The 23,268-nt window shown below is 67.8% G+C and carries 19 protein-coding genes; 5 read left to right on the plus strand and 14 right to left on the minus strand.

From position 1 onward, the window contains the following. The first annotated feature begins 119 nt into the window (after positions 1–119). On the plus strand, positions 120–359 hold the full coding sequence (locus tag AB4Z27_RS10355) for a hypothetical protein (protein WP_092292930.1): 240 nt from the start codon (positions 120–122) through the stop codon (positions 357–359). Here AB4Z27_RS10355 and pgeF read toward each other — a convergent pair. Both pgeF and AB4Z27_RS10365 read right to left on the minus strand, forming a co-directional pair. Further along, positions 348–1,160 carry a peptidoglycan editing factor PgeF gene (pgeF, locus tag AB4Z27_RS10360; RefSeq protein ID WP_092292928.1) on the minus strand — a complete coding sequence of 271 codons (813 nt, stop codon included), beginning with the start codon at positions 1,158–1,160 and terminating at the stop codon, positions 348–350. The genes AB4Z27_RS10355 and pgeF overlap by 12 nt on opposite strands. Next, positions 1,150–2,376, minus strand: coding sequence for an RluA family pseudouridine synthase (locus AB4Z27_RS10365; RefSeq protein ID WP_441644426.1), 1,227 nt, complete (start codon positions 2,374–2,376; stop codon positions 1,150–1,152). Before AB4Z27_RS10365 ends, pgeF begins: the two co-directional genes overlap by 11 nt. Positions 2,377–2,393: 17 nt before the next feature. Between AB4Z27_RS10365 and AB4Z27_RS10370 the strand changes: the two genes are divergently transcribed. After that, complete coding sequence (locus AB4Z27_RS10370; protein ID WP_092292926.1) at positions 2,394–3,224, plus strand: outer membrane protein assembly factor BamD; 831 nt, start codon at positions 2,394–2,396, stop codon at positions 3,222–3,224. A 54-nt stretch (positions 3,225–3,278) separates the two neighbouring features. Here the strand turns inward: AB4Z27_RS10370 and AB4Z27_RS10375 are convergent, their stop codons facing one another. Genes AB4Z27_RS10375 through AB4Z27_RS10385 form a run of 3 tightly spaced genes read right to left on the minus strand, consistent with a single transcriptional unit; the run spans position 3,279 to position 6,521 of the window. Beyond that, positions 3,279–5,492, minus strand: a complete 2,214-nt coding sequence (locus AB4Z27_RS10375) for an ATP-dependent DNA helicase (RefSeq protein ID WP_441644427.1) — start codon at positions 5,490–5,492, stop codon at positions 3,279–3,281. Positions 5,493–5,540: 48 nt separating this feature from the next. After that, positions 5,541–5,744 (minus strand): DUF465 domain-containing protein, encoded by a 204-nt coding sequence (locus tag AB4Z27_RS10380; protein WP_092292923.1) that lies wholly within the window; start codon positions 5,742–5,744, stop codon positions 5,541–5,543. Between the two features lie 57 nt (positions 5,745–5,801). Next, the gene (locus tag AB4Z27_RS10385) at positions 5,802–6,521 is read right to left on the minus strand and encodes a hypothetical protein (protein WP_092292921.1); all 720 of its coding nucleotides are present in this window, start codon (positions 6,519–6,521) and stop codon (positions 5,802–5,804) included. A gap of 245 nt (positions 6,522–6,766) precedes the next feature. On the opposite strand from AB4Z27_RS10385, the gene AB4Z27_RS10390 reads away from it, so the two are divergent. Continuing rightward, a complete protein-coding gene (locus AB4Z27_RS10390) occupies positions 6,767–9,145 on the plus strand; it encodes a Tex family protein (protein WP_092292919.1) in 2,379 nt (792 codons plus the stop codon). 50 nt (positions 9,146–9,195) lie between these two features. Here AB4Z27_RS10390 and AB4Z27_RS10395 read toward each other — a convergent pair whose 3' ends face one another. From AB4Z27_RS10395 to AB4Z27_RS10435, 9 genes are all read right to left on the minus strand, one after another. After that, a complete protein-coding gene (locus tag AB4Z27_RS10395) occupies positions 9,196–10,788 on the minus strand; it encodes a hypothetical protein (RefSeq protein WP_441644428.1) in 1,593 nt (530 codons plus the stop codon). Positions 10,789–10,881: 93 nt separating this feature from the next. Continuing rightward, positions 10,882–12,780 carry a potassium transporter Kup gene (locus AB4Z27_RS10400; RefSeq protein WP_092292915.1) on the minus strand — a complete coding sequence of 633 codons (1,899 nt, stop codon included), beginning with the start codon at positions 12,778–12,780 and terminating at the stop codon, positions 10,882–10,884. A 347-nt stretch (positions 12,781–13,127) separates the two neighbouring features. Continuing rightward, entirely contained in the window at positions 13,128–13,850 is a 723-nt protein-coding gene (locus AB4Z27_RS10405; protein ID WP_441591149.1) for a branched-chain amino acid ABC transporter ATP-binding protein, read from the minus strand. Next, on the minus strand, positions 13,847–14,614 hold the full coding sequence (locus tag AB4Z27_RS10410) for an ABC transporter ATP-binding protein (protein ID WP_092292911.1): 768 nt from the start codon (positions 14,612–14,614) through the stop codon (positions 13,847–13,849). The genes AB4Z27_RS10405 and AB4Z27_RS10410 overlap by 4 nt, the downstream gene beginning before the upstream one ends. Continuing rightward, positions 14,611–15,687, minus strand: coding sequence for a branched-chain amino acid ABC transporter permease (locus AB4Z27_RS10415; protein WP_092292909.1), 1,077 nt, complete (start codon positions 15,685–15,687; stop codon positions 14,611–14,613). The genes AB4Z27_RS10410 and AB4Z27_RS10415 overlap by 4 nt, the downstream gene beginning before the upstream one ends. Positions 15,688–15,703: 16 nt before the next feature. Continuing rightward, on the minus strand, positions 15,704–16,570 hold the full coding sequence (locus AB4Z27_RS10420; RefSeq protein ID WP_092292907.1) for a branched-chain amino acid ABC transporter permease: 867 nt from the start codon (positions 16,568–16,570) through the stop codon (positions 15,704–15,706). Positions 16,571–16,612: 42 nt separating this feature from the next. Beyond that, entirely contained in the window at positions 16,613–17,827 is a 1,215-nt protein-coding gene (locus AB4Z27_RS10425; protein ID WP_092292904.1) for an ABC transporter substrate-binding protein, read from the minus strand. Between the two features lie 24 nt (positions 17,828–17,851). Then, the gene (locus AB4Z27_RS10430) at positions 17,852–18,679 is read right to left on the minus strand and encodes an alpha/beta fold hydrolase (RefSeq protein ID WP_092292902.1); all 828 of its coding nucleotides are present in this window, start codon (positions 18,677–18,679) and stop codon (positions 17,852–17,854) included. 9 nt (positions 18,680–18,688) lie between these two features. After that, positions 18,689–20,290: a benzoate-CoA ligase family protein gene (locus tag AB4Z27_RS10435; protein ID WP_092292900.1), complete on the minus strand. Its 1,602-nt coding sequence runs from the start codon at positions 20,288–20,290 to the stop codon at positions 18,689–18,691. A 245-nt stretch (positions 20,291–20,535) separates the two neighbouring features. Here AB4Z27_RS10435 and AB4Z27_RS10440 point away from each other — a divergent pair, with 245 nt between their 5' ends. Both AB4Z27_RS10440 and boxC read left to right on the plus strand, forming a co-directional pair. Further along, a complete protein-coding gene (locus AB4Z27_RS10440; protein ID WP_441591151.1) occupies positions 20,536–21,492 on the plus strand; it encodes a helix-turn-helix transcriptional regulator in 957 nt (318 codons plus the stop codon). A gap of 108 nt (positions 21,493–21,600) precedes the next feature. Then, complete coding sequence (boxC, locus tag AB4Z27_RS10445) at positions 21,601–23,259, plus strand: 2,3-epoxybenzoyl-CoA dihydrolase (RefSeq protein ID WP_441644429.1); 1,659 nt, start codon at positions 21,601–21,603, stop codon at positions 23,257–23,259. Positions 23,260–23,268 lie beyond the last annotated feature (9 nt).

The following is a 23,268-nucleotide window of genomic DNA, read 5'->3' on the forward strand; positions in this document are numbered from 1 at the left end:
GAAACGCATCCCCGACCTACCGGACGGTAAGCCTGACGCGGGTTCGCGGGCAGTCCGAGGACCATTTCCGGCTGCCACGTGACGCCACCGTACTTTTAACAGATAGAGATGAACGCCTGATGTATATCGTCGCAATCGGCTGGATCTACGTGGCCCTGATGATGTCGATTACCGAGACGAACCTCGTGGCCGGGGTCGCCACGTTCCTGTGCTACGGCGTGGCGCCGGTATCGATCATCATCTACATCATGGGAACGCCCGGCCGGCGGCGCCGGCGCCAGGCGCGCGAGGCGGCCGAACAGGCGGCCGGGCAAGCCGGGCCGAAGCCCGTCGAGGAAGCGGAAGGGTCAGGCCGCTAGCCAGACCAGCGTGGCCATGCGACCCGTGGTGCGGTCGCGGCGGTAGGAGTAGAAACGCGCGGCGTCGGCCACGGTGCAGGCATCGCCGCCGTAGACCCGCGTGCAGCCGGCGCGCGCCAGCCGCGTACGCGCCAGCGCGTACAGATCGGCCCAGTACTTGCCCGGCGCGCCGGGGCGGAACGCCGCCTCGATGGCCGGCCGCTCCGCTTCGCGGGCCTGGGCCAGGAATGCTTCCCGAACCTCGGCGCCCACTTCGAATGCCGATGGGCCGATGGCCGGGCCCAGCCACGCCAGCCATTCCGAACCGGGGCCGGCCTGCGCGGCCATGCGCGCCAGGGTGGCCTCGATCACGCCGTCGCAGAGCCCGCGCCAGCCGGCATGGGCGGCACCGACCACCGTACCCGCCGCATCGCACAGCAACACCGGCAGGCAGTCCGCCGTCATGATCGCGCAGACGTGGCCGGGAGTGGTGGCGATGCTGGCGTCGGCACGCGGCACACCGCCCTCCCCGTCTTCCACTCCGTCTTCCACCCCGTCGGCGGTCGCCACGGCGCAGCCATGCACCTGTTCGAGCCAGCGCGGCATGGCAGGCAGATGCGCCGCCAGCCGGGCACGGTTCTCCGCCACGGCGGACGGGTCGTCCCCCACATGCGTACCGAGATTGAGCCCGCGCGGGCTGCCATCGGCCAGCCCGTAGGGGCCGACGCTCACGCCACCCTGCCGGGTCGTGGACAGCGCCCGCACGCGGGCCGGCGCCGGCCAGTCCGGCACGATCCAGCCGGGTTGCCGCTCAAGCGTCATCGTCATCCCTTACGTAGATGATCTCGACGTCATGGTCGTCATCGTCGTCGAAGTCGTCATCGTCGTCCTCGACCGGCCGCGCGGCGTAGCCTTCAAAGTCGAGCGCCTCGATCAGGTCCAGCATGTCCTCGGGCGGCTCAACCTCCCACGACACCTTGCGCCCGCTCTCCGGATGCACCAGTCCCAGCTTGCACGCATGCAGCGCCTGGCGCTCGAACGGCACCGGCAGCGTCACGCGGATGGCCGGGCGCTGGCCGCGCTTGGTGGCCTTGTGATAGACCGGGTCGCCCACGAGCGGATGGCCGATCGACTCGAAATGCACGCGAATCTGGTGCGTGCGGCCGGTTTCGAGCTGGCACATCACCATCGACACCTTGCCGCGGCCCAGCGGCACCGTGCCCAGCGTCTTGAAGTGCGTACGCGACGGCTTGCCGCTATTCGTATGGACGATGGCCATGCGCGTGCGCTCGCGCGGGTCACGGGCGATGGGGGCGTCGATGGTGCCCTCGTCCGGCGTCTCGCCCCAGACCAGCGCGAGGTAGGTGCGCTTGACGGTCCGGGCGGCCAGCTGGCGCACGAGGTCGGTCTGCGCGGTAAGCGTACGGGCGACGACCATCAGGCCCGAGGTTTCCTTGTCCAGCCGATGCACGATGCCGGCGCGCGGCAGCCGCCCCGCGGCCGGGTCGCGGTGCAGCAGGCCGTTTAGCACCGTGCCGCTCCAGTTGCCGGCGGCCGGATGCACGACCAGCCCGGCCTGCTTGTTGATGACGAGTAGCGTGGCGTCCTCGAAGACCACGTCCAGCGGCACGTCCTCGGCCGTGAAGGCGAGCGACTCGGGCGCGACCTGCGGCTGGATCTCGATCTGCTGGCCCATCTGGACCGATGCCTTGGCGCGGCTCGGCTCGCCATCCACCCGCACGGCGCCTTCCTCGATCCATTGCTGGATGCGGCTACGGGAGAATTCGCTGAAATGCCGCGCGAGCAGCTTGTCCAACCGCTCGCCATGTGCAGCACTATCCACTTCAAGGTRCAAAGGCGGCTGGTCCGGCGCGGTGGCCGGCGTGGCCATCACCGCGCCGCCGTCTTCGCTGACATCGCCGAGATCGTCGTTGAAATCATCGGTGTCCAGCGGGGAATCGACATCCGCCGGGGAATCGTTCGCCGGACCGTTTTCGGCCTTAGGGCTTGGGCTATAATGCTTGACGCTATTTTTCATCCGGAACAGGTTGCCCAATGCAATTGCAGAGCATGAAACGCGCGAACTGGCGCGCGAGAGTTGGAGCGATTTTGCTCGCAGGCGGCTGCCTCATGCTGTCTGCATGCGGCCTGCTTGGCGACCAACCCGACGAAACGGCCGGCTGGTCGGCGAACAAATTATATTCGGAAGCCAAGGATGCGCTGGATGGCGGCGACTATACACGTGCCGTCAAGCTCTATGAAAAGCTGGAAGGCCGCTACCCGTTCGGCCGCTACGCCCAGCAGGCGCAGATCGACACCGCGTTCGCCAACTACAAGGATGGCGAGACCGCCGCCGCGCTGGCCGCCGTCGACCGCTTCATCCAGCTCCACCCGAGCCATCCCAACATCGATTACGCCTACTACCTCAAGGGCCTGATCAACTTCAACGACAACCTTGGCTGGCTGGGCCGCTTCTCCGGCCAGGACCTGAGCGAGCGCGATCCCAAGGCCGCGCGTGCCGCCTACGACGCTTTCCAGATCCTGATCACGCGCTACCCGGACAGCAAGTACGCGCCGGACGCGACGCTGCGGATGCAGTACATCGTCAACGCGCTGGCCCAGCATGAAGTGCATGCCGCCCGCTATTACTATCGCCGTGGCGCCTACCTGGCGGCCGTGAACCGGGCCCAGCAGGCACTGAAGGACTACGACGGCGCGCCGGCCAACGAGGAAGCGCTGTACATCATGGTCCGCTCGTACGATTCGCTCGGCATGAAGGATCTGCGCGACGACGCGGCCCGCGTGATGGAGCGCAACTATCCGAACAGCGACTTCGTCAAGTACGGCTCGCGCCGGAAAGACAAGTCCTGGTGGGAAGTGTTCTGAGCCTCGCCCGCAGGTAAAAAAAGCCCGACGAATCGTCGGTCTTTTTTTTGGCGCTTATTCGTCCGCTGGCTCGTCTGCCGGCTCGTCCGCCGGCGCCGGCTCGGCCTTGCGCAGACCCTCCAGGAAGCGGATGACGGTGTCTGCCTCCCGCGTGCGCGTGAACGGCGGCAGGCTCTGCCAGATCTGGCGGCCGTAGGGCTTCTCCACGAGCCGGGTATCGCAGATCGCCAGCACGCCCCGGTCGGACTCGGAACGGATCAGCCGCCCGGCGCCCTGCTTCAGCGTGATAACCGCGTGCGGCAACTGGTGCACGGCAAACGGGCTCAGGCCCTTCTTCTGCAGGACCTCCATCCGGGCGGCCAGCACCGGGTCGTCGGGCGGGGCGAACGGCAGCTTGTCGATGATGACCAGCGACAGCGCCTCGCCGCGTACATCCACCCCCTCCCAGAAGCTCTGGCTGCCGACCAGCACCGCGTTGCCGAGTTGCCGGAAGCGMTCCAGCAGTTCGGTCCGGCTCGCCTGCCCCTGCACCAGCAGCGGCAGGTTGAGCCCGCGCTCGGCAAACAGCTCGTACAGCATGTCCGATGCCTTCTGCACCGCGCGCAGCGTGGTACAGAGCAGGAAGGTGCGGCCGCCCGCGGCCTCGATCAGCGGCAGGGCCTCATGGACCACCGCTTCGGTGAACTGGGGCGACTGCGGCGCCGGCATGTTGCGCGGCACGTAGAGCAGGCCCTGCTTCGCGTAGTCGAACGGGCTCGGCAGCGTCAGCGACCGCTCCTTGTCCAGCCCGAGCTGGGCCGCGTAGTGGGTGAAGTTGCCCTTCACGGACAGCGTGGCCGAGGTAAAGACCCAGGCGCGCGGTTGGCCCTCGCGCTGGCGCGTGAAGATCGGCGCGATGGACAGCGGCGTGCGATGCAGTTGCACGGTATGCGAGAACACCTCGACCCAGCGCACGGTTTCCGGGCCCAGGGACACCGGCGCGGGCGGCGGCGTGCTTTCGCTCCCGCCATCGCCCTCATCTTCCGCCGGCGCAGCCGGGGCCGGAGCGGGCGCCACTCGGTCGTCGCGCCAGGCGGCCAGCCGCTGGGCCAGTTCCACCGCCCGGCGGTGGCATTGTTCGAGCGACTCCGCGCGTTCGGCCTGGCYCTCTAGTGCTTCGACGAAATCGGACAGCGCACTGTCCAGCGCGTCGAGGGTCTCGAAGAACGGCTCGCGCGTGCGCGGATCGGATTCGATCTGGCCCAGCGCCAGCCGCAAATTGTCTCTGCCGAAGGCCAGCCGCAGGTCACGCGCCGCTCGCTCCAGCGGGCCGCCCAGCGCCACCCAGTCCACGGCATCGCGTGCATGGGAGAGCCCTTCCGCCACGGTATCGCGCGCCAGTTCCAGCAACTGGCTGGTGGAGAGCGTCTCGCCGAAGAACAGCGTCGCGGTTTCCGGCAACTGGTGGGCTTCGTCGAAGATCACCGTGTTGGCGGCGGGTAGCAATTCGGCCATGCCGGTGTCGCGCAGCACCACATCGGCAAAGAACAGGTGATGGTTCACCACCACCACGTCGGCCTGCTGCGCCTCCTTGCGGGCGCGCATCACGAAGCATTCCTTGTACTGCGGGCACTCGCTGCCCAGGCAATTGTCGCGCGTGGAGGTCACAAGTTGCCAGACCGGCGCGTTTTCGGGCACGGCAGCCAGTTCGGCCTTGTCGCCCGAGGTCGTGGTCTTGGCGAAGCGGGCGATATCCCGCAGCCACGCCGCGTCCTGCTTCGACGCCAGCCGGCCGTTKGCCTGCGCGCGCTCGAGGTGGTAGTGGCACAGGTAGTTGGCGCGCCCCTTGAGCAGCGAGACCGAGATCGGCACGTTCAACGCCTTGCGCACCGTGGGAATGTCGCGCAGGTACAGCTGGTCCTGGAGGTTCTTGGTGCCCGTGGACAGGATCACCTTGCCGCCCCACAGCATGGCCGGGACGAGGTAGGCGAAAGTCTTGCCTGTGCCCGTGCCCGCCTCGACGATCACCGAGTCGTTCTGGGCGATGGCACCCGCCACGGCCTCGGCCATCTTCTGCTGCGACGCGCGCGGCCGGTAGCCGGGAATGCCGGTGGCCAGCGTGCCGGTATCGGCGAAGATCGTCGCCAGTTGCGCCGCCTGCGTAGCCGCCTGGTTGGCCGATGCGGCGGCCACCGCCTCGTTCAGCGAGGTGTGGTCGTCCTGCGGCAGCGCTTCAGGGGATGGCGTTTCGGCGGATTCGGGAAGCGCGTCGTCGGTCGGTTCAGACAAAATGAGTTTTCTGCAAAGGCGTGGCGCGCGGGGGGCGCCTGCGGGAATTCAGGCCGGTACGTCCGGCTCGAGCTGAAGCTGCAACAGCGTGATGGCGTCCTTGAGCTTGAGCCGGCGCTTCTTGAGCCGGCGCAGCTGCAGTTCGTCGTGGGCGGCGTCCTCGGACAGGTGATCGATCAGGAAATCGAGATCGCGATGCTCGATTTGCAGTTCGATGATCTGCCGCGCCAGTGTGTTGAGATTCTCATCCATGTAGCGGCTCCCCGTGGATCGTCCGGCCTGCGCCGACAGCCTGGGCTGTCACGCCGGTCAGAACCCGAACGGGCTCGGGGTGGAACCCTGGCCCTGCTTTTTCTTTTCCTCGGCATTGGCGCGGCGCTCGTCCAGGTCCTTCTGGCGCTGGGCGGCGTCCGCCTGCTTCTGCTGGTAGGCCCGCGTGTTTTCCTGTCGCTGGCGGGCCTGGTCGGCGCCCTTCTGCTTCGCCTCGTTCATCTTGGCGTCGAAGTCGGACTGCTTCTGGTTGTACTTTTCGGCGTTGGCGGCGCGCTGGGGCGCGTCGGCGCCCTGCTGGGCGTCGCGCAGCGCCTGTTCCTGCTGCTTGCGGTCGTAGGAGGCACGGCTGGCGGCCTCGTTGGCGGCGCGGCCCGGCTGGCCGGCCTCGTACTCGGCCTGGCGCAGCGCCTGTTCGCGGTCGCGCTCGGCGGCCTTCCAGGCACGTTCGGCGTCGCCCACTTCCAGCTCCTTGGCGCGCAGCACGTGGAGTTCATCGCGCTGCACGTCCTTGGCCTTGTCGATGCAGCTGTTCACGAGGAACTTGCCGTAGCAGGCGCGCTCGGCCTCCGCAAAGCGGTAATTGGTCCACGCGCGGGAGTCGCCAATCGCCTTGCGCTCGGCCTCGAAGTCGCGCGGGGGCGGATTCTTGGTCTGCGCCAGAGCCGGTGCGGCCAGCAACAGGGCGGCGCACATTGCGGCAAGGACGGGGGTGGAGACGAGATGGGCCACGGCGGCCGAACGGGGCTTGACGATCATGGCCGAATTCTAGCATCCGGGGGCCTTGTCAGCCCCACCGGCAAACGTTGCAACATGTGTCCGATCCGGGGCCGGGGTGGGCCCAGGGTGGGGTCCGGGGGAGGCTGGCACGGGGCTGGCGCGGGGTTGGGTGGCCCGCCCGGGCGCGGTGTCGCGGAACAGGCACGTGAAAAGCCGTCTTCCCGTCACCGGCAGCGCCGTGCGCTTGTGGCAAAATGCCCCGCTTTCGACCGACTAGTTTCCCGATGTCCAACTTGCCTGCTTCCGTCTCGCAAAAGATTGTGTCGCTCATCGCGGCAGAACTGTCCGTGCAACCGCGCCAGGTGGCGGCAGCCGTCGCGCTGCTGGACGAAGGCGCCACCGTGCCGTTCATCGCCCGCTACCGCAAGGAAGTGACTGACAACCTGGACGATACGCAGCTGCGTAACCTCGAGGAGCGCCTGCTGTACCTGCGCGACATGGAGGACCGCCGCGCGACGATCCTGGCGTCGATCGAGGAACAGGGCAAGATGACCGACGCGTTGCGCGCCGCCATCGAGGCCGCCGACACCAAGCAGACGCTGGAAGACCTGTAYCTGCCGTACAAGCCCAAGCGCCGCACGCGCGCCCAGATCGCCCGCGAATGCGGCCTGGAGCCGCTGGCCCAGGCGCTGCTGGCCGATCCCACGCTGGACCCGCAGGCCGAGGCCGCCAAGTTCGTCAACGGCAACCCCACCGCCGACGGCGGCGTGCCCGACGTCAAGGCCGCGCTGGACGGCGCGCGCGACATCCTCTCCGAACAGTTCGGCGAAACCGCTGAATTGCTAGGCAAGCTGCGCGAGCACCTGTGGAACCACGGCGTGGTCGCCTCCACGGTGATGGAAGGCAAGGAAGGCGCCGAGGAGGAGAAATTCCGCGATTACTACGCCTATAGCGAGACCATCCGCACCGTGCCGTCGCACCGGGCGCTGGCGCTGTTCCGCGGCCGCAACGCGGGCGTGCTGATGGTGAAGCTGGGCCTGGGCGAGGAACAGGACGCGATGGTGCCGCACCCGTGCGAAGGCATGATCGCGCGCCATGTGGGCATCGAGAACCGGAACCGTCCGGCMGACAAGTGGCTGGGCGACGTGTGCCGCTGGTGCTGGCGCGTGAAGGTGCAGCCGCATATCGAGACCGAACTGCTGACGCAACTGCGCGAAACCGCCGAGAACGAGGCCATCAAGATCTTCGGCCGCAATCTGCATGAGCTGCTGCTGGCCGCGCCGGCCGGCCCGAAGTCGGTGATGGGCATCGACCCGGGCATCCGCACCGGCTGCAAGATCGCCGTGGTCGACCATACCGGCAAGCTGCTGGACACCGCCACGATCTACCCGCACGAGCCCCGCCGCGACTGGGAAGGCTCGCTGGCCACGCTGGCCCGCCTAGCGAAACAGCACAACGTGGCGCTGGCCTCCATCGGCAACGGCACGGCCAGCCGCGAGACCGACAAGCTGGTGCAGGACCTGATGAAGCGCGCCCCGGAACTGAAGCTGACCAAGATCGTGGTCAGCGAGGCCGGCGCCTCGGTCTACTCGGCTTCCGAGCTGGCCGCCAAGGAATTCCCGGAGCTTGACGTGTCGCTGCGCGGCGCGGTGTCGATCGCCCGCCGCCTGCAGGACCCGCTGGCCGAACTCGTGAAGATCGATCCGAAGTCGATTGGCGTGGGCCAGTACCAGCACGATGTGAACCAGCGCGAGCTGGCACGCGCGCTGGACGCCGTGGTGGAAGACTGCGTGAACGCCGTGGGCGTGGACGTGAACACCGCCTCGGCCCCGCTGCTGGCCCGCGTGTCGGGCCTGAACACGGTGCTGGCGCGCAATATCGTCGAATTCCGCGATGCCAACGGCGCGTTCCCGAACCGCGATGCGCTCAAGAAGGTGCCGCGCCTGGGCGACAAGACGTTCGAGCAGGCCGCCGGCTTCCTGCGCATCAACACGGGCGACAACCCGCTGGACCGCTCGTCGGTCCACCCGGAGGCGTATCCGGTGGTGCAGCGCATTCTGGATCACATCAAGAAGGGCCTGCCCGACGTGATGGGCAACCGCGACGCGCTGCGCGGCGTGACCGCCCAGCAGTTCACCGACGAGACCTTCGGCCTGCCGACGGTGCGYGACATCCTGACCGAACTCGAGAAGCCGGGCCGCGACCCGCGTCCCGAGTTCAAGACCGCGACGTTCCAGGACGGCGTGGAGGACATCAAGCACCTCCAGCCGGGCATGGTGCTCGAAGGCGTGGTGACCAACGTGGCCGCCTTCGGCGCCTTCGTGGACATCGGCGTGCACCAGGACGGGCTGGTCCACATCTCGGCGCTTTCCACCAAATTCGTGAARGACGCGCACGAGGTGGTCAAGGCCGGCCAGATCGTCAAGGTCAAGGTGATGGAGGTGGACGTCAAGCGCAACCGCATCGGCCTGACCATGCGTATGGACGACGAGCCGGGCCAGGCCGCGCCCCGCGCCGGTGGCGAACGGAGCGATCACCGCGGCGGCCAGCGCCACGGTGGCCATGGCGGTGGCGGTGGTGGCGGCAAGGGGTTCGGCGGCGGCAAGCGCGAACCCGAAGTGGCCGGCGCCATGGCGGCAGCCTTCGCCAAGCTCAAGCGCTGATCCACCCGGGCGGCCACCCCACACACCGGGCCGGCCGCCCCGCCCCCCCCTCACAGCGGATTGATGATCCCGCTGGGCTGCTGGACCCGCGTGGGTCCGATGATGCTGTTGAACAGCAGGTCGCCATCCGGCAGGAACTGCATCACCGCGTAGAARCCGTTGCCCCAGATCCCGGTTCCGAGGATGGTCTGGTGCACGGTGGCGCCGGTATTCCAGTCCAGCCCCGTCACCACCCATCCCCAGCCGTTCTGGTAGTAGCCGTTCGTGAACACGAGGTTCGAGCCCGCGCTGATGGCGGGCACCATCGAGTTCGACGAAATGTCGCTGCGCGCCCAGCTCGAGGCCCACGCATGGGTCAGCGGGTTCCACGCGAAGCGCTCGACGCCAATCGGCGACGGCAGCAGCGGCCCCCGGATCAGTCCATCCACRATCGCACTCGTCCCGCTTCCGGTACTGCCGTCCGCCGCAGACACGTTATTGACGACGAAGGCGCCGTAACCGTTCACCGCGACCGACTGGTCGGTCTGGATGGCGTACCCGGCCGGCAAGCCGCAATTCACCTGGATCTGCCCCGCCAGGCGGTTGGTGAAGCCGGCGGGAATCTGGTCGCGCCAGAACGCCAGCAGGCTCATGCGTGTGAGGCCGTCGGTGATGACCACGAGTTTGTCGGGATCGGTGCCGAAGCCCATCAGGGTCGGCGTGCTGCCCGAGCCTGAGCCGAAGATGGTCGGGAAGGTGTCGCCGCTGGGATAGGCGCTGCTCCACGCGCCGTCCGCCGCGTTCTGGGACAGCGCGCTGCCGGTCCAGACGAGTTTTCTCAAGATCTTGTCGGAAACGACATAAATCCCATTGTTCTCGTCGACGGCGGCGGAATTGCTGACGCTCTCGTCCGCGCCGAGCGTGACCGTATGCGCCGGCCCCGTGAACGACCGGTCGACAATCGACACGGACCGCGTGCCCAGCACCACCAGCTTGCCGTCATAGGTCATCACCACGCCGGCCAGGTTCTCGCCGGGCTGGAGGAASGTGGTGGCGTTCAGCGACCGCACCACGCTGATTCCCAGCAGCGGCACGGCCGGCACGTTCAGCGCGAGGGCCAGGATCTGGTTGCCGCTATTGATATAGAGGACGTTGTTGTTGTCCACCACGCCGTAGGCGCTGGGGATGCCGCCGGTGGGCAGCAACTGCGCCACGATGGCCTGGGCCTGGGCGATGGTGCCGATCGGATTGGTCAGCAGGCCGAGCAAGCTGGTCTGCAACGTGGCCGTCGCGCCCGGCAGGAGCGCCCGCGCCACGGGCGTGAAGGCGTCGTTGGCCACCGAGATATAGGTCACGCCCGTCGGCGACACGCCCCACATGTAGTTGGGCGATGTCGACGCGAAGGTCATGATGTTGACCGGCCCGTTCGTCGCCTGGGAAAGCTGCAACGGCGGCGGTGGCGCCACGGKGCGCGAGCCGCCGGTCACCGCATAGGGGAAGGTGTCGCTCTGGGACGAATCGAAATGGGTGATGGCGTAGGTGGGGGCGGCCAGGAAGGGGTTGGGCACTGGCGTGCCCGCGCTGGCGAACTGGCCGACGCCCGTCATCAGGCCGATGGCGACCGCCATCCGGCGCCAGCTGCGTACCGTGCAGAATCTGAACATGAGAGGCTCCCGGGGGCAAAAAGAAACCCGGCCAGCGGGCCCTACTCCGCTGGCCGGGTTCTCATGTATAGGCGAAGCGCCGCCCCGGAGCGGTCAGATTTCGACCTTGGTCCCCAACTCCACCACCCGGTTCGCCGGGATCGAGAAGAAGTCAGACGGCTTGGCGCCGTTCTGATGCATCCACGCGAAGAGACTTTCCCGCCACATCGACATACCCGGCAGTTTGGACGGAATGACCGACTCGCGGGCGATGAAGAACGACGTCTCCATCAGCTCGAAGGACATGCCCAGCTTGCGCTGCGCGAGGTCCAGCACGCGCTGCACGTCCGGGGTCTCCTTGAAGCCGTATTCGGACTTGAGGATGAACACGCCGCCGCCGAGATCCTTGCAGGTCAGGCGATGGTCGTCATCCACGAACGGGATGTCCCGCGTGACAAAGCTCAGGAACACCACGCGCTCGTGCAGCACCCGGTTGTGCTTGAGGTTGTGCAGCAGGGACACCGGCACCGACTCGGTATTGCCGGTCAGGAACACGGCCGTGCCCTCCACGCGGTGCGGCGGGTGCGCCAGCAGGCCGGCGATGAACGGCTCCAGCGGAATGCCGTCCTCCAGGCTGCGCGCGCGCAGCAGCTTGCGGCCGCTGTACCACGTCATCAGCAGGAAAAACGCCACGCTGCCCATCAGCAGCGGGAACCAGCCGCCCTCGGCCACCTTGAGCAGGTTGGCCGCGAAGAAGGTCAGGTCCACCAGCAGGAAGCCACCGGCCAGCAGGGCCACCAGCACCGGGTTCCACTTCCAGACGCTGCGCATCATGAAGGCGGCCAGGAACGAGGTGATCAGCATCGTCGTGGTCACGGCAATGCCGTAGGCCGCGGCCAGGTTTTCCGATTTCTTGAACGAGATCACCACGGCAATCACCAGCACCAGCAGGATCCAGTTGATCACCGGCAGGTAGATCTGGCCGATCTCGGCCGCCGAGGTGTAGCGGATGCGCATGCGCGGCACGAAGCCGAGCTGGATCGCCTGGCTGGTCAGCGAGAACGCGCCGGAGATCACCGCCTGCGAGGCAATCACGGTGGCGCAGGTCGAGAGCAGCACCATCGGAATCAGCAGCGGCTCCGGCACCATCAGGTAGAACGGGTTGACGGCGGCGGCCGGGTTCTGGAGCAGCATCGCGCCCTGGCCGAAGTAGTTCAGCATCAGGCACGGCATGACCAGGATGAACCAGCCGATGCGGATCGGCCGCGCGCCGAAGTGGCCCATATCYACGTAGAGCGCCTCCGCCCCGGTCAGCACCAGGAACACCGCGCCCAGCACGATGAACGCCTGCAGCGAGTGGTCGATCAGGAAATTGACGCCATAGAGCGGGTTCACCGCCGCCAGGATGCCGGGCGCCTGGATCAGGTTGTAGATACCCAGCGCGCCGAGCGTGATGAACCAGATCGTCATGATYGGGCCGAAGAACTTGCCCACGGTGGCGGTGCCGTGCCGCTGGATCAGGAACAGGATGGTCAGGATCACCAGCGTGATCGGGATCACGAAGTGCGATAGCTGCGGCGCGGCAATCTCCAGGCCCTCCACCGCCGAGAGCACCGAGATGGCCGGCGTGATGACCGCATCCCCGTAGAACATGCACGCGCCGAAGATGCCCATCATCATCAGCATGCGGGCCTTGCGCGAGCGCGGCGTGGCGGTGCGTAGCACCAGCGCCATCAGCGCCAGCACGCCGCCTTCGCCATCGTTGTCCGCACGCATCACGAAGACCACGTACTTCAGCGACACCACGATGATCATCGCCCAGAACAGCAGCGAGATGATGCCTAGCGCGGCGTCCGGCGTGAACGGAATGCCGTGCTCCTTGCTGAAGCACTCCTTGAGGGCGTAGAGCGGGCTGGTGCCGATGTCGCCGAAGACGACGCCGATAGCGGCGATGACGAGGGCCCGGGTACTCGGACTCTCGACGAAATAGTGACTGGTTGCGGATTGAGTCATKGWTTTGGGTCTGGTGGACCGGCTTGCGCCTCCCCGGCCATGGATGGCACCCCAGACAATGTGACGTTCTGGGCACGGGTTCTCTCACGCAAGCGGCTCCGGCCGCTCGGGGGCTTAGTGGCCTCTATTGCATTGCACAAACGGGCGCATTCTAGATGAAGTGAACTAATACGACCACTGTGGAAGATGCCCATCGCGGGCTCGGTGACCGATCAAGGATGGGAAAGAAGCGGCGGCGGGTCAAGGCGGATTCGGGCGGATTGGCCCCCGAAGGGTGCGCCGCACCGCGCACCACCGTTGCGGCACGACCACAAAAGAGATCGATGCGTTACTTGATGCAGGACGGTTCAAACGCCGAGGTAGCGGTCGAGCGCAGCCGGCGCGGCGGCCAGATCGGCGGCGGGGCCGGCCAGTACCACCTGCCCCTTCTCCAGCACCACCACGCGGTCCGCATGGGCCAGCACGGCGCGGTAGTTGCGGTCCACCACCACCGAGGCGATGCCGGTGGCCCGCACCGTCTCGATCACGTGCCAGATCTCCCGCACGATTTTCGGCGCCAGACCCTCGGTGGCTTCGTCGAGCACCAGACAGTCCGGGTTGGTCATCAGCGCCCTGCCGATGGACAGCATCTGCTGCTCCCCGCCCGACAACTGCTGCCCGCCATGGGACAGCCGCTCCTTGAGCCGGGGGAACAGGTCCAGCACGCGCGCCTCGTCCCAGTCCTTGCGGCCATGGCAACCCGCCCGCGCCGCCATCAACAAATTTTCCCGGACCGACAGATTCGGAAAAATGCCACGCCCTTCGGGGACGTAGGCGATGCCGAGCCGCGCCACCTCGTGCGGCTGGGCGCGGGACACATCCCGGCCCGCCACGCGGATATCGCCCTCCCGCTGGCGCACATGGCCCAGCAGGGTCCGCAGCAGCGTGCTCTTGCCCATGCCGTTGCGGCCCAGCAGGCCCACGGTCTCGCCTGCGCCGACGTGGAAGTCCACCCCGCGCAGCACATGGCTGGAGCCGTACCAGGCGTTCACGCCGATGGCGTCGATGATGTCCGGCGATGCCGCGCTCATGCGTGGGCCCCTTCTTCTTCCCCGAGGTAGGCCAGCTGCACCGCCTCGTTGGCCCGGATCGCGGCCGGATCGCCGGTGGCGATGACCGCGCCGTTGACCATCACCGTGATGCGGTCGGCTACGGCGAAGACCGCCTCCATATCGTGCTCGACCAGCAGGATCGCGTGGCCGTCGCGCAGGCCGCGCAGCAGGTCCAGCATCCGCGCGGATTCCTCGGCGCCCATGCCGGCCAGCGGCTCGTCCAGCAGCAGCGCCACGGGCTGCGTGGCCAGGCACATCGCCACTTCGAGCTGGCGCTTCTGGCCGTGGGCGAGTTCGCTGGCGAGACGCCCGGCGTGCGCGGCCAGGCCGGCGCGCTCCATGGCTTCGTCGGCCAGCGCGCGGCTGGTGCGGCAGGCCTGCGCCGGCTCCCACAGCCGCCAGGCCCGCTGCGCGCGTGATTGCGCCGCCAGCCGGCAGTTCTCGCGCACGGTCAGCGGCAGGAAGATGTTGTTGCGCTGGTAGCTGCGGCCGATGCCCTGCCGCGCCAGCCGGGGCTGGCTCCAGCCGGTCACGTCCTCGCCCTGCAGCCGCAGGCGGCCGGTGGACGGCGGCAGTTCGCCGGACARCATGTTGATCAGGGTGGATTTGCCGGCGCCGTTGGTGCCGATGACCGCGTGGATCTCGTGCAGGCGCAGCGTCAGGTTCACGCTGTCCACGGCGGTCAGCCCGCCGAAGCGGCGCGTCAGCCCTTCGGCCTGCAACACGGGGATGGCTTCCGTCATACGGCCTCCCGGCTGCGCGCGTGGCTGTCAGCAGCGGCCTCGCCTGCCGCCCCACCATTGCCGCGCCGGCGCGGCGAACGCTGGCGCAGCACGGCCGGCACGCTGACCAGCCCGCGCGGCAGCAACGCCACGGCCACGATGATGAAGCCGCCCATCAGCAGTTGCCAGTGCTTGGTCAGCGTGCTGAACCATTCGGCCAGCAGCACGAACGAGAACGCGCCCAGCACCGCGCCGGCCAGGCTGCCCACGCCGCCCAGGATCACCATCAGCATGGCATTGCCCGACTGGTGCCACGAGGCGATTTCCGGGTTCACGAAGCCGAACTGGATGGCGTAGAGATAGCCCGCCAGCCCCGCGAACACGCCACCGGCCACGAACGCGCCGAGCTGGTAGCGATAGGTGGCATAGCCGGCCGCCCGCATGCGCTGCTCGTTATGACGGATGCCGACCAGCGCGTGGCCGAAGCGCGAGCGCAGCAGCACCGCCAGCGCCACCACCGTCAGCACCAGCGCCACCAGCACCAGCCAGTAGAAGTTCACCGGGTCGTTGACGGTCAGCGGCCGGTCCCGCAGCAGGCTGAATTCGGGCCGGAAGTAGATATAGGTGCCATCGCTGCCGCCGGCGATCTTCGTATCGTGGAACACGAAATAGACCATCTGGGCGAAGGCCAGCGTAACCATGATGAAGTACACGCCGCGCGTACGCAGCACCAGCGCCCCCACCACCAGCGCCAGCGCCCCCGCAGCGCCCAGCGCGCCCAGCAGCAGCAGCCAGCCGTTGCCGGCCCCGCCCTCGGGCGCGAGCATGGCCGTGGCATAGGCCGCCACGGCGAAGTAGGCGGCATGGCCCAGGCTCACCAGCCCGGTGTAGCCAATCAGCARCTGGAGCGAGAGCGCGAAGATCGCCATGATCATCACCTTGCTCAGCAGCTCGATATAGAACTTGTGGCTGTCGGCGGTCAGCAGCAGCGGCGCCACGGCCAGCACGGCGAGCGCCACGAGCCAGCCCAGCGCCGCCAGCCAAAGCGGCCGGCGCACGTCTTGCAGCGGGGGAGCGGAGAGAGTCGGTTTCATCGATGGAGCACGCAGGTCAGCCGGCCCGGAACAGCCCCTGGGGCTTCCACAGCAGGATCAAGGCCATCAAGACGTAGATCAGCACGCCGGCGGCGTCCTGCCAGAACACCTTGCCGAAGGTATCGACGAAGCCGAGCAGCAGCGAGGCCACCAGCGCCCCCTTGACCGACCCGATCCCGCCAATCACCACCACCACGAAGCAGACAATCAGCACCTGCCCGCCCATGCCCGGGTAGACCGACGACACCGGCGCGGCAATCATCCCCGCCAGCACCGCCAGCGCCACGCCCAGCGCAAACACCAGCCGGTACAGCACGTTCACGTTGATGCCGAGCGACTGCACCATCTCGCGGTTGGTGGCCCCGGCGCGGATCATCATGCCCAGCCGGGTGCGGCGGATGACCCAGTACATCGCCCCCGCCACCAGCAGGCAGACGGCCGAGATGAACAGCCGGTAGACCGGATAGGTCATGTCGTTGCCGATCGGCAGCGCGCCGTCGAGCAGGCCGGGAATCGTCACGCCGTGSACGTCATCGCCTACCAGGATGCTGCGCAGCTCCTCGAACACGAGGATCAGGCCGTAGGTCATCAGCACCTGCTGCAGGTGGTCGCGCTGGTAGAGGTAGCTGAAGAACGCCCATTCGAGCACGTAGCCGAACGCCACGGCCAGCACGATGCCGAGCGGCAGCGCGATRAACAGGTTGCCGGTGAGACTGGCCAGCGTGAACGCCAGGTAGGCGCCCAGCATGTAGAAGCTGCCATGGGCGAGGTTGATCACGCCCATGATGCCGAAGATCAGCGTCAGCCCGCTGGCGACCAGGAACAGCAGCAGCCCGTACTGCACGCTGTTCAGGCACTGGATGAGGAAGGAAACGATGTCCATGCTGGGGCCAGTCTCGATTCACGCCGGCGGTGCGCCGGCGCCTTACAGGCGGCAGCCGCGCGCCGGGTCGGCCAGGGCCTTCACCGCCACGCCGCTGACCTTGTTCTCGCGGCCGTCCACCTTGCGCAGGTAGAAGTCCTGCACTGGGTTGTGGGCCTTGGAGAGCGTGAACACGCCGCGCGGGCTGTCGACCTTGGCGGCTTCCATGGCCTTGATGACGTCCGGCTTGCGCGACATATCGCCCTTCACGGCATTGGCGCCGGCGGCCAGCAGCTGCGCGGCGTCGTAGCCCTGCACCGCGTACACATCCGGCTGGAGCTTGTAGGTCTTGGCGTAGTCGGTGCGGAAGGTCTTGTCGCGGGCGTTGGTCAGGCCATCGGCATAGTGCAGCGTGGTTTCCAGCCCCTGYGCCGCCGTGCCCTGGGCCTCCAGCGTGCCATCGGTCAGGAAGCCGGAGCCGTACAGSGGAATCTTGTCCTTGAGCCCGGCCGCCTGCCAGTCCTTGACGAACTTGACCGCCCCGCCGCCGGCGAAGAACACGAACACGGCGTCCGGCTTGAGCGAGGCCACCTCGGTGATCAGCGCCTGGAACTCCACGTTCGGGAACGGCAGGCTCAACTCCTTCACGACCTTGCCGCCCTTGGCCTCGAAGGCTTCCTTGAAGCCCTTCACGGACTGCTCGCCCGCCGCGTATTTCCACGTCAGCGTCACCACCTTCTTCATGCCGCGCTCGGCCAGCACCTGCCCCATGGCATAGCCGGGCTGCCAGTTCGAGAACGAGGAACGGAAAATATTGGCCCCGCACAGCGGCCCGGTGGCCTCGTCGGCGCCGGCGTTCGGAATGATCAGCAGCGTGTTGTTTTCCTTGGCCACCTTGACGATGCCCATCTGCACGCCCGAATGCACCGTGCCCACCACCACGTCGACCTGATCCCGCTTGATCAGCTTGGTGGCGTTCTCGGGGGCCTTGGCCGGGTCCGATTCGTCATCCACCTTGAAATATTCGATGTCGCGCCCGCCCAGCTTGCCGCCCTGCTGCTGCACGTACATGCGGAACCCGTTCTCGATGGCCGAGCCCAGCGCCGCATAGGTGCCGGTGTACGGGAGCATGAAGCCCACCTTGATCTTGCCGCCCGGGGCCGGCTGTGCCGGCTGGGCTGACTGCGCCAGCGCGCTGCCCCCGGCGACCAGCAGCGTGGCGGAAATCGAGGTGACGAGCGATGTAAACAGCGGCCTGCGCAATGCGGTGCGTTGCATGGGTGCTTCCTCCCCGGGGTCGAATTATTTTAAGGTTGAAGTATGTGCCGTTATAAACGCCGCCGAGGCCGCCGTCAACGCCCCCGCCTGGTCGCGATGGGGCGAGTGTCCACAGCGCGCGAGTTTAAGCAGCACGGTCTGCGGGGCATATCGATGGATACCCTCGATCTGCGCCATGGTCCCGTACTCGTCGTCCTCGCCCTGCACGGCCAGCACCGGGCAGCGGATATGGTCGAGCATCGGGCGCAGGTCCCAGTGGCGGAAATCRGCGTTGAGCCAGATATCGTTCCAGCCCCAGAAGGCGGAATCCACGTGGGCGTGGTGGCGCGCCAGCCGGGCGCGCAGGTCGGTGTGGAGGTAGGTCTCGCGCGTGGCGGCGATGCTGTGTACCGAAATGTCTTCCACCATGATGTGGGGGGCGAGCACGGTCAGGCCATCCACATCGTCCGGGAAGCTGGCCGCGTGGATCAGGGCGATGGAGCCGCCGTCGCTGTGGCCCAGCAGCCAGGGCTTGCCGTGGCGGCGTCCGGGGCCGATCTCCAGGGCATCGAACAGGGCCGGCAGCGCCTCGCGCGCCTGGCGGTGCATGAAATCCACGCCCCACTGCTCCTCCGGCGGGCGCGGTGTGGAACGGCCGTAGCCGTAGCGCGAGAAAACCAGCCCGCGAAAATCGCCCGCCTCGCACAGCTTGCGCGGAAAATCGCGCCACATGCTGACTGAGCCGAGGCCCTCATGCAGGAAGACCACGAGCGGCCGATGCTTCCGGCGCGCGGCTATCCACTGGTATTCGATGTCGAGTGTGCGGCCGTCGAACGGCACCTTGACCAGCGCGGTGTCCACGGTAGTCTCCATGGCGGCCCCTCAGGCGTGCCGCGCGGCGTCTTCGCGCTGGCGCAGCCGGAATCGCTGGATCTTGCCCGTGGCGGTCTTGGGCAACTCGTCCACGCACTCGATCTGGCGCGGATATTTGTAGGGCGCCAGCCGCGACTTGACGAAGGCCTGCAGCTCGGCCGCCATGCCGTCGTGCCACTGGTGGCCGGGGCGCATCACCACGAACGCCTTCGGCTTGACCAGCTCGGCGGCATCGGCCACGCCGATCACGGCGGCTTCCAGCACGGCCGGATGCTGGGCCAGCGCCGCCTCCACCTCGAACGGCGAGACGTAGATGCCGCCGACCTTGAGCATGTCGTCGCTGCGGCCGGCGTAGGTGTAGTAGCCCGCTTCATCGCGCAGGTACTTGTCGCCGCTGCGGGTCCAGGCGCCGACGAAGGTGTCGCGGCTCTTTTCGCGATTGCACCAGTACATCAGCGCCGCCGAGGGCCCTTTTATATAGAGGTCGCCGATTTCGCCCGCCGCGCAGGGCTCGCCGCGCTCGTCGAGCAGCTTCAGTTCGTAGCCGGGCACCGGCAGGCCGGTGGTGCCGTAGCGGACCCTGCCGGGCTGGTTCGACAGGAAGATGTGGAGCATCTCGGTGGAGCCGATGCCGTCGAGGATGTCGCAGCCGAAGTGGGCCAGGAAGCGGTCGCCGATGTCACGCGGCAGCGCCTCCCCGGCGGAGGTGCAGACGCGCAGCGCCACGGCATCACGCGGCGGCAGGTCCGGCGCGGCGAGCAGGCCGGCGAACAGCGTCGGCACACCGCAGAAAACGGTAGGACGGTGCGTGGCCAGGCGTTGGAACACCGCCTGCGGCGTGGGCCGCTCGGCCATCAGCACGGTCGTGGCGCCCACCGACAGCGGAAACGTCAACGCATTGCCCAGCCCGTAGGCGAAGAACAGCTTGGCGGCCGAGAAGACCACGTCGTCCTCGCGCAGGCCGAGCACCTGCCGCGCGTAGAGGTCGGCGGTGTGGAACAGGTTGCCGTGCGTGTGCACCGTGCCCTTCGGGCGGCCCGTGGAGCCGGAGGAATAGAGCCAGAACGCCATGTCGTCCGGGCCGGTGGCGAGGGCTTCCGTCAGCGGCGGCGCGCTATCCAGCATGGCGGCCACGGTCGGCAAGCCGGTGCTCTCGACATAAGGTGCAGCAATGATCACATCGACGTGGATGCCCGCCTTGTCGATGGCCGCCTGCATCGTGCCGAGCAGCGGCGCGGACACCACCACCGCCCGCGCGCCGCTGTGGTCGAGCATGTAGGCGTAGTCGTCCACGGTCAGCAGCGTGTTCACCGCCACCGGCACCACGCCTGCCAGCAGGCAACCGAGGAACACGGTCGGGAAATCGATGGTGTCGAGCGCGCAGAGCAGCACGCGCTCCTCGCGCCGGAAGCCCGCCTGGCGCAGCGCGCCGGCAAAGCGGCGGCAGCGCGCGTCGAGTTCGGCAAAGGTGGTCGGGCCGGTATCGTCGATATAGGCCACCTTGGCGCCACGGCCAGCGGCGAGGTGGCGCGACAACAGGTCATCGGCCGCGTTGTAACGGGCGGGCAGCGCGGCGACGACCGTCTCGGCGCTGGGGGTCGGGGGCGTCATGTCTCCACTCCTCTGGCCGCCCCGGCGATGGCTCGACGGGTGCGGCGGGATCGGCTACAGCGATGGTCTTGTTCTGGCTGTCTCGTGACCGGCAGTCTTYGCCGCCGATGTCGATGCATTTTATTTCACATCGACTATTATGCAAGCGAGGGTATGCACTATATAACAGTATGCAGCACCCGCCGACCGGCACTTTGTCGCACGTATAATGCCGCCCTGGCTGGCCTCATCCCGAACTTTTTCCCATGCGTCGCGACCCCGAACCGTCACTGAATGCCGAAGCGAATGCCGACAACCGGGCCGCGGAGCGCGATCCCTATCTGACGCACCTCGGGGAGCGCATCCGCTCGCTGCGCGCGGCACGCGGCATGTCCCGCAAGGACCTCGCGCGTGGCGCGGGGGTGTCCGAACGCTACCTCGCCAATCTGGAAACCGGCACCGGCAACGCCTCGGTACTGCTGCTGCGCCACGTGGCCGGCGCGCTGGACGTGCCGCTGCCCGTGGTCCTGGCTGAGGTGGATGGCCACGCCGATCCGGCGGGCGGCGCGGAGCAGCCCGGCAGCCAGCGCGCCGCCGAGTTCTCGCAGCTCGTGCAATGGCTGGCGCAACTGCCTGCCGGCGACCTCGCCCGCGTGCGCGAAGCGGCCCGCCACGCCTTGTCCCCGGCGGAATCGCGCGATGCGCGGCATCGCCGCATCGCGTTGATCGGCCTGCGCGGCGCCGGCAAATCCACGCTGGGCCGGGCGCTGGCGGCGGCCGAGGGCATCCCCTTCGTCGAACTGAACACAGCGATCGAGCAGGAAGCCGGCGCGAGCCTCTCCGAAATCCACTCGCTCTACGGCCAGGCCGCCTACCGTCGCTACGAAATGCGCGCGCTGGAGCGTGTGCTGCGCGAGCACGACACGATGGTGCTGGCTACGCCGGGCAGCCTGGTCTCCGAGCCGGCCACCTTCAACCTGCTGCTGGCGCGCTGCTACACGGTCTGGGTGCGCACCTCGCCCGAGGAACATATGGCGCGCGTGGTGGCGCAGGGCGATATGCGGCCGATGGAAGGCAACCGCGAGGCCATGACCGACCTGCGCCGCATCCTCCAGGCGCGCACGCCGCTCTACTCGCGCGCCGATGTGTCGATCGACACCAGCGGCCAGGACGCCAACAGCTCACTTCAGGCCCTGCGCGCGCAGATGCCCGCTATCGGCTGAACGTCGACAAGCCAGCCGGTCTGCATCGGGCCTTGCATCGCCTCCGTCGATGCACTATATTTCATCTCAAAGATGAAGGCACTATAGTGCATCAAGGAGACACGCCCCATGTCGGTCCCGGCCCCCGTTACGTTTACGCGCCATCCGTCCCAGTATCGCCACTGGCTGCTGACCTTCGACGGTCCCGTCGCCACACTGTCCATGAACGTGGACGAGGAAGGTGGCCTGCGGCCCGGCTACGCGCTGAAGCTGAATTCCTACGATCTTGGCGTCGATATCGAACTGCACGACGCCCTGCAGCGCATCCGCTTCGAGCATCCCGAAGTGCGCACCGTGGTGCTGACCAGCGCCCGCGACCGCATTTTCTGCTCGGGCGCCAATATCTTCATGCTCGGCAAGTCCAGCCACGCCTGGAAGGTGAACTTCTGCAAGTTCACCAACGAGACGCGCAACGGCATCGAGGATGCCAGCCGCCATTCCGGCATCAAGTTCATCGCCGCCTGCAACGGCACCACGGCCGGCGGCGGGTACGAACTGGCGCTGGCCTGCGACGAAATCCTGCTGGTGGATGACCGCTCCTCCGCGGTCAGCCTGCCCGAAGTACCGCTGCTGGGCGTGCTGCCCGGCACCGGCGGCCTGACGCGCGTGACCGACAAGCGCCGCGTGCGCCGCGACCACGCCGACATCTTTTGCCTGACCACCGAGGGCGTGCGCGGCCAGCGCGCCAAGGACTGGAAGCTGGTGGACGATGTCGTCAAACCCGCGCGCTTCGCCGAACACGTGCGCGAGCGGGCGCAGGCGCTGGCCGCCCAGAGCGACCGCCCCGCCGACGCCMAGGGCGTGACGCTGACGCCCCTCGACCGACAAGACAACGCCGATGGCTACCGCTACGACACCGTGCGCGTGGAAATCGACACCACGGCGCGCCGCGCCACGCTGACGGTCTCGGCACCCGCCGCCGACCAGCCGCGCGACCTCGACGCCATCCTGGCCGCCGGCGCCCAGTGGTGGCCGCTCAAGATGGCGCGCGAACTCGATGACGCCATCCTCACGCTGCGCACCAATCATCTCGACATCGGCATGTGGATCCTCAAGACCGAGGGCGATGCGGCCGAGGTGCTGGCCGCCGATACGCTGATGGAGGCCCACGCCAGCCACTGGTTCGTGCGCGAGACCATCGGCATGCTGCGCCGGACGCTGGCGCGGCTGGACGTCTCGTCGCGCAGCCTGTTCGCGCTGATCGAGCCGACCTCCTGCTTCGCCGGCACGCTGCTCGAACTGGCGCTGGCCGCCGACCGCAGCTACATGCTCCAACTGCCGGATGATCCCGACACCGCCCCGCGCCTGGTCGCCCATGACGCCAATTTCGGGCGATATCCGATGCCGAACGGCCTCTCGCGGCTCGCCGCGCGCTTCTATGAAGACACCGCCGCCATCGAGGCCGTGAGCGCTCAAGTCGGCCAGCCGCTGGACGGCGCGCAGGCCGAGGCGCTGGGGCTGGTGACGGCCGCGCCGGACGACATCGACTGGGAAGACGAGATCCGYATCGCGCTGGAGGAACGCGCGAGCCTCTCCCCCGACGCCCTCACCGGCCTGGAAGCCAACCTGCGCTTCGGCCCGCGCGAGACCATGGAAACACGCATCTTCGGCCGGCTCACCGCCTGGCAGAACTGGATCTTCAATCGACCCAACGCCGTGGGCGAGCAAGGCGCGCTCAAGGTATTCGGCACCGGCAACAAGGCACGCTTCGACTGGGACCGGGTCTGACCGCCCCCT

Source organism: Cupriavidus sp. KB_39, from assembly GCF_052114485.1.
GTDB lineage: Bacteria > Pseudomonadota > Gammaproteobacteria > Burkholderiales > Burkholderiaceae > Cupriavidus.

What these genes read in the sequence shown, in the direction of transcription:
- pgeF (WP_092292928.1), bottom strand. Translation starts at nt 1,160, where the DNA reads ATGACGCTTGAGCGGCAACCCGGCTGGATCGTGCCGGACTGGCCGGCG.
- AB4Z27_RS10355 (WP_092292930.1), top strand. Translation starts at nt 120, where the DNA reads ATGTATATCGTCGCAATCGGCTGGATCTACGTGGCCCTGATGATGTCG.
- AB4Z27_RS10380 (WP_092292923.1), bottom strand. Translation starts at nt 5,744, where the DNA reads ATGGATGAGAATCTCAACACACTGGCGCGGCAGATCATCGAACTGCAA.
- AB4Z27_RS10370 (WP_092292926.1), top strand. Translation starts at nt 2,394, where the DNA reads ATGCAATTGCAGAGCATGAAACGCGCGAACTGGCGCGCGAGAGTTGGA.
- AB4Z27_RS10435 (WP_092292900.1), bottom strand. Translation starts at nt 20,290, where the DNA reads ATGACGCCCCCGACCCCCAGCGCCGAGACGGTCGTCGCCGCGCTGCCC.
- AB4Z27_RS10440 (WP_441591151.1), top strand. Translation starts at nt 20,536, where the DNA reads ATGCGTCGCGACCCCGAACCGTCACTGAATGCCGAAGCGAATGCCGAC.
- AB4Z27_RS10405 (WP_441591149.1), bottom strand. Translation starts at nt 13,850, where the DNA reads ATGAGCGCGGCATCGCCGGACATCATCGACGCCATCGGCGTGAACGCC.
- AB4Z27_RS10385 (WP_092292921.1), bottom strand. Translation starts at nt 6,521, where the DNA reads ATGATCGTCAAGCCCCGTTCGGCCGCCGTGGCCCATCTCGTCTCCACC.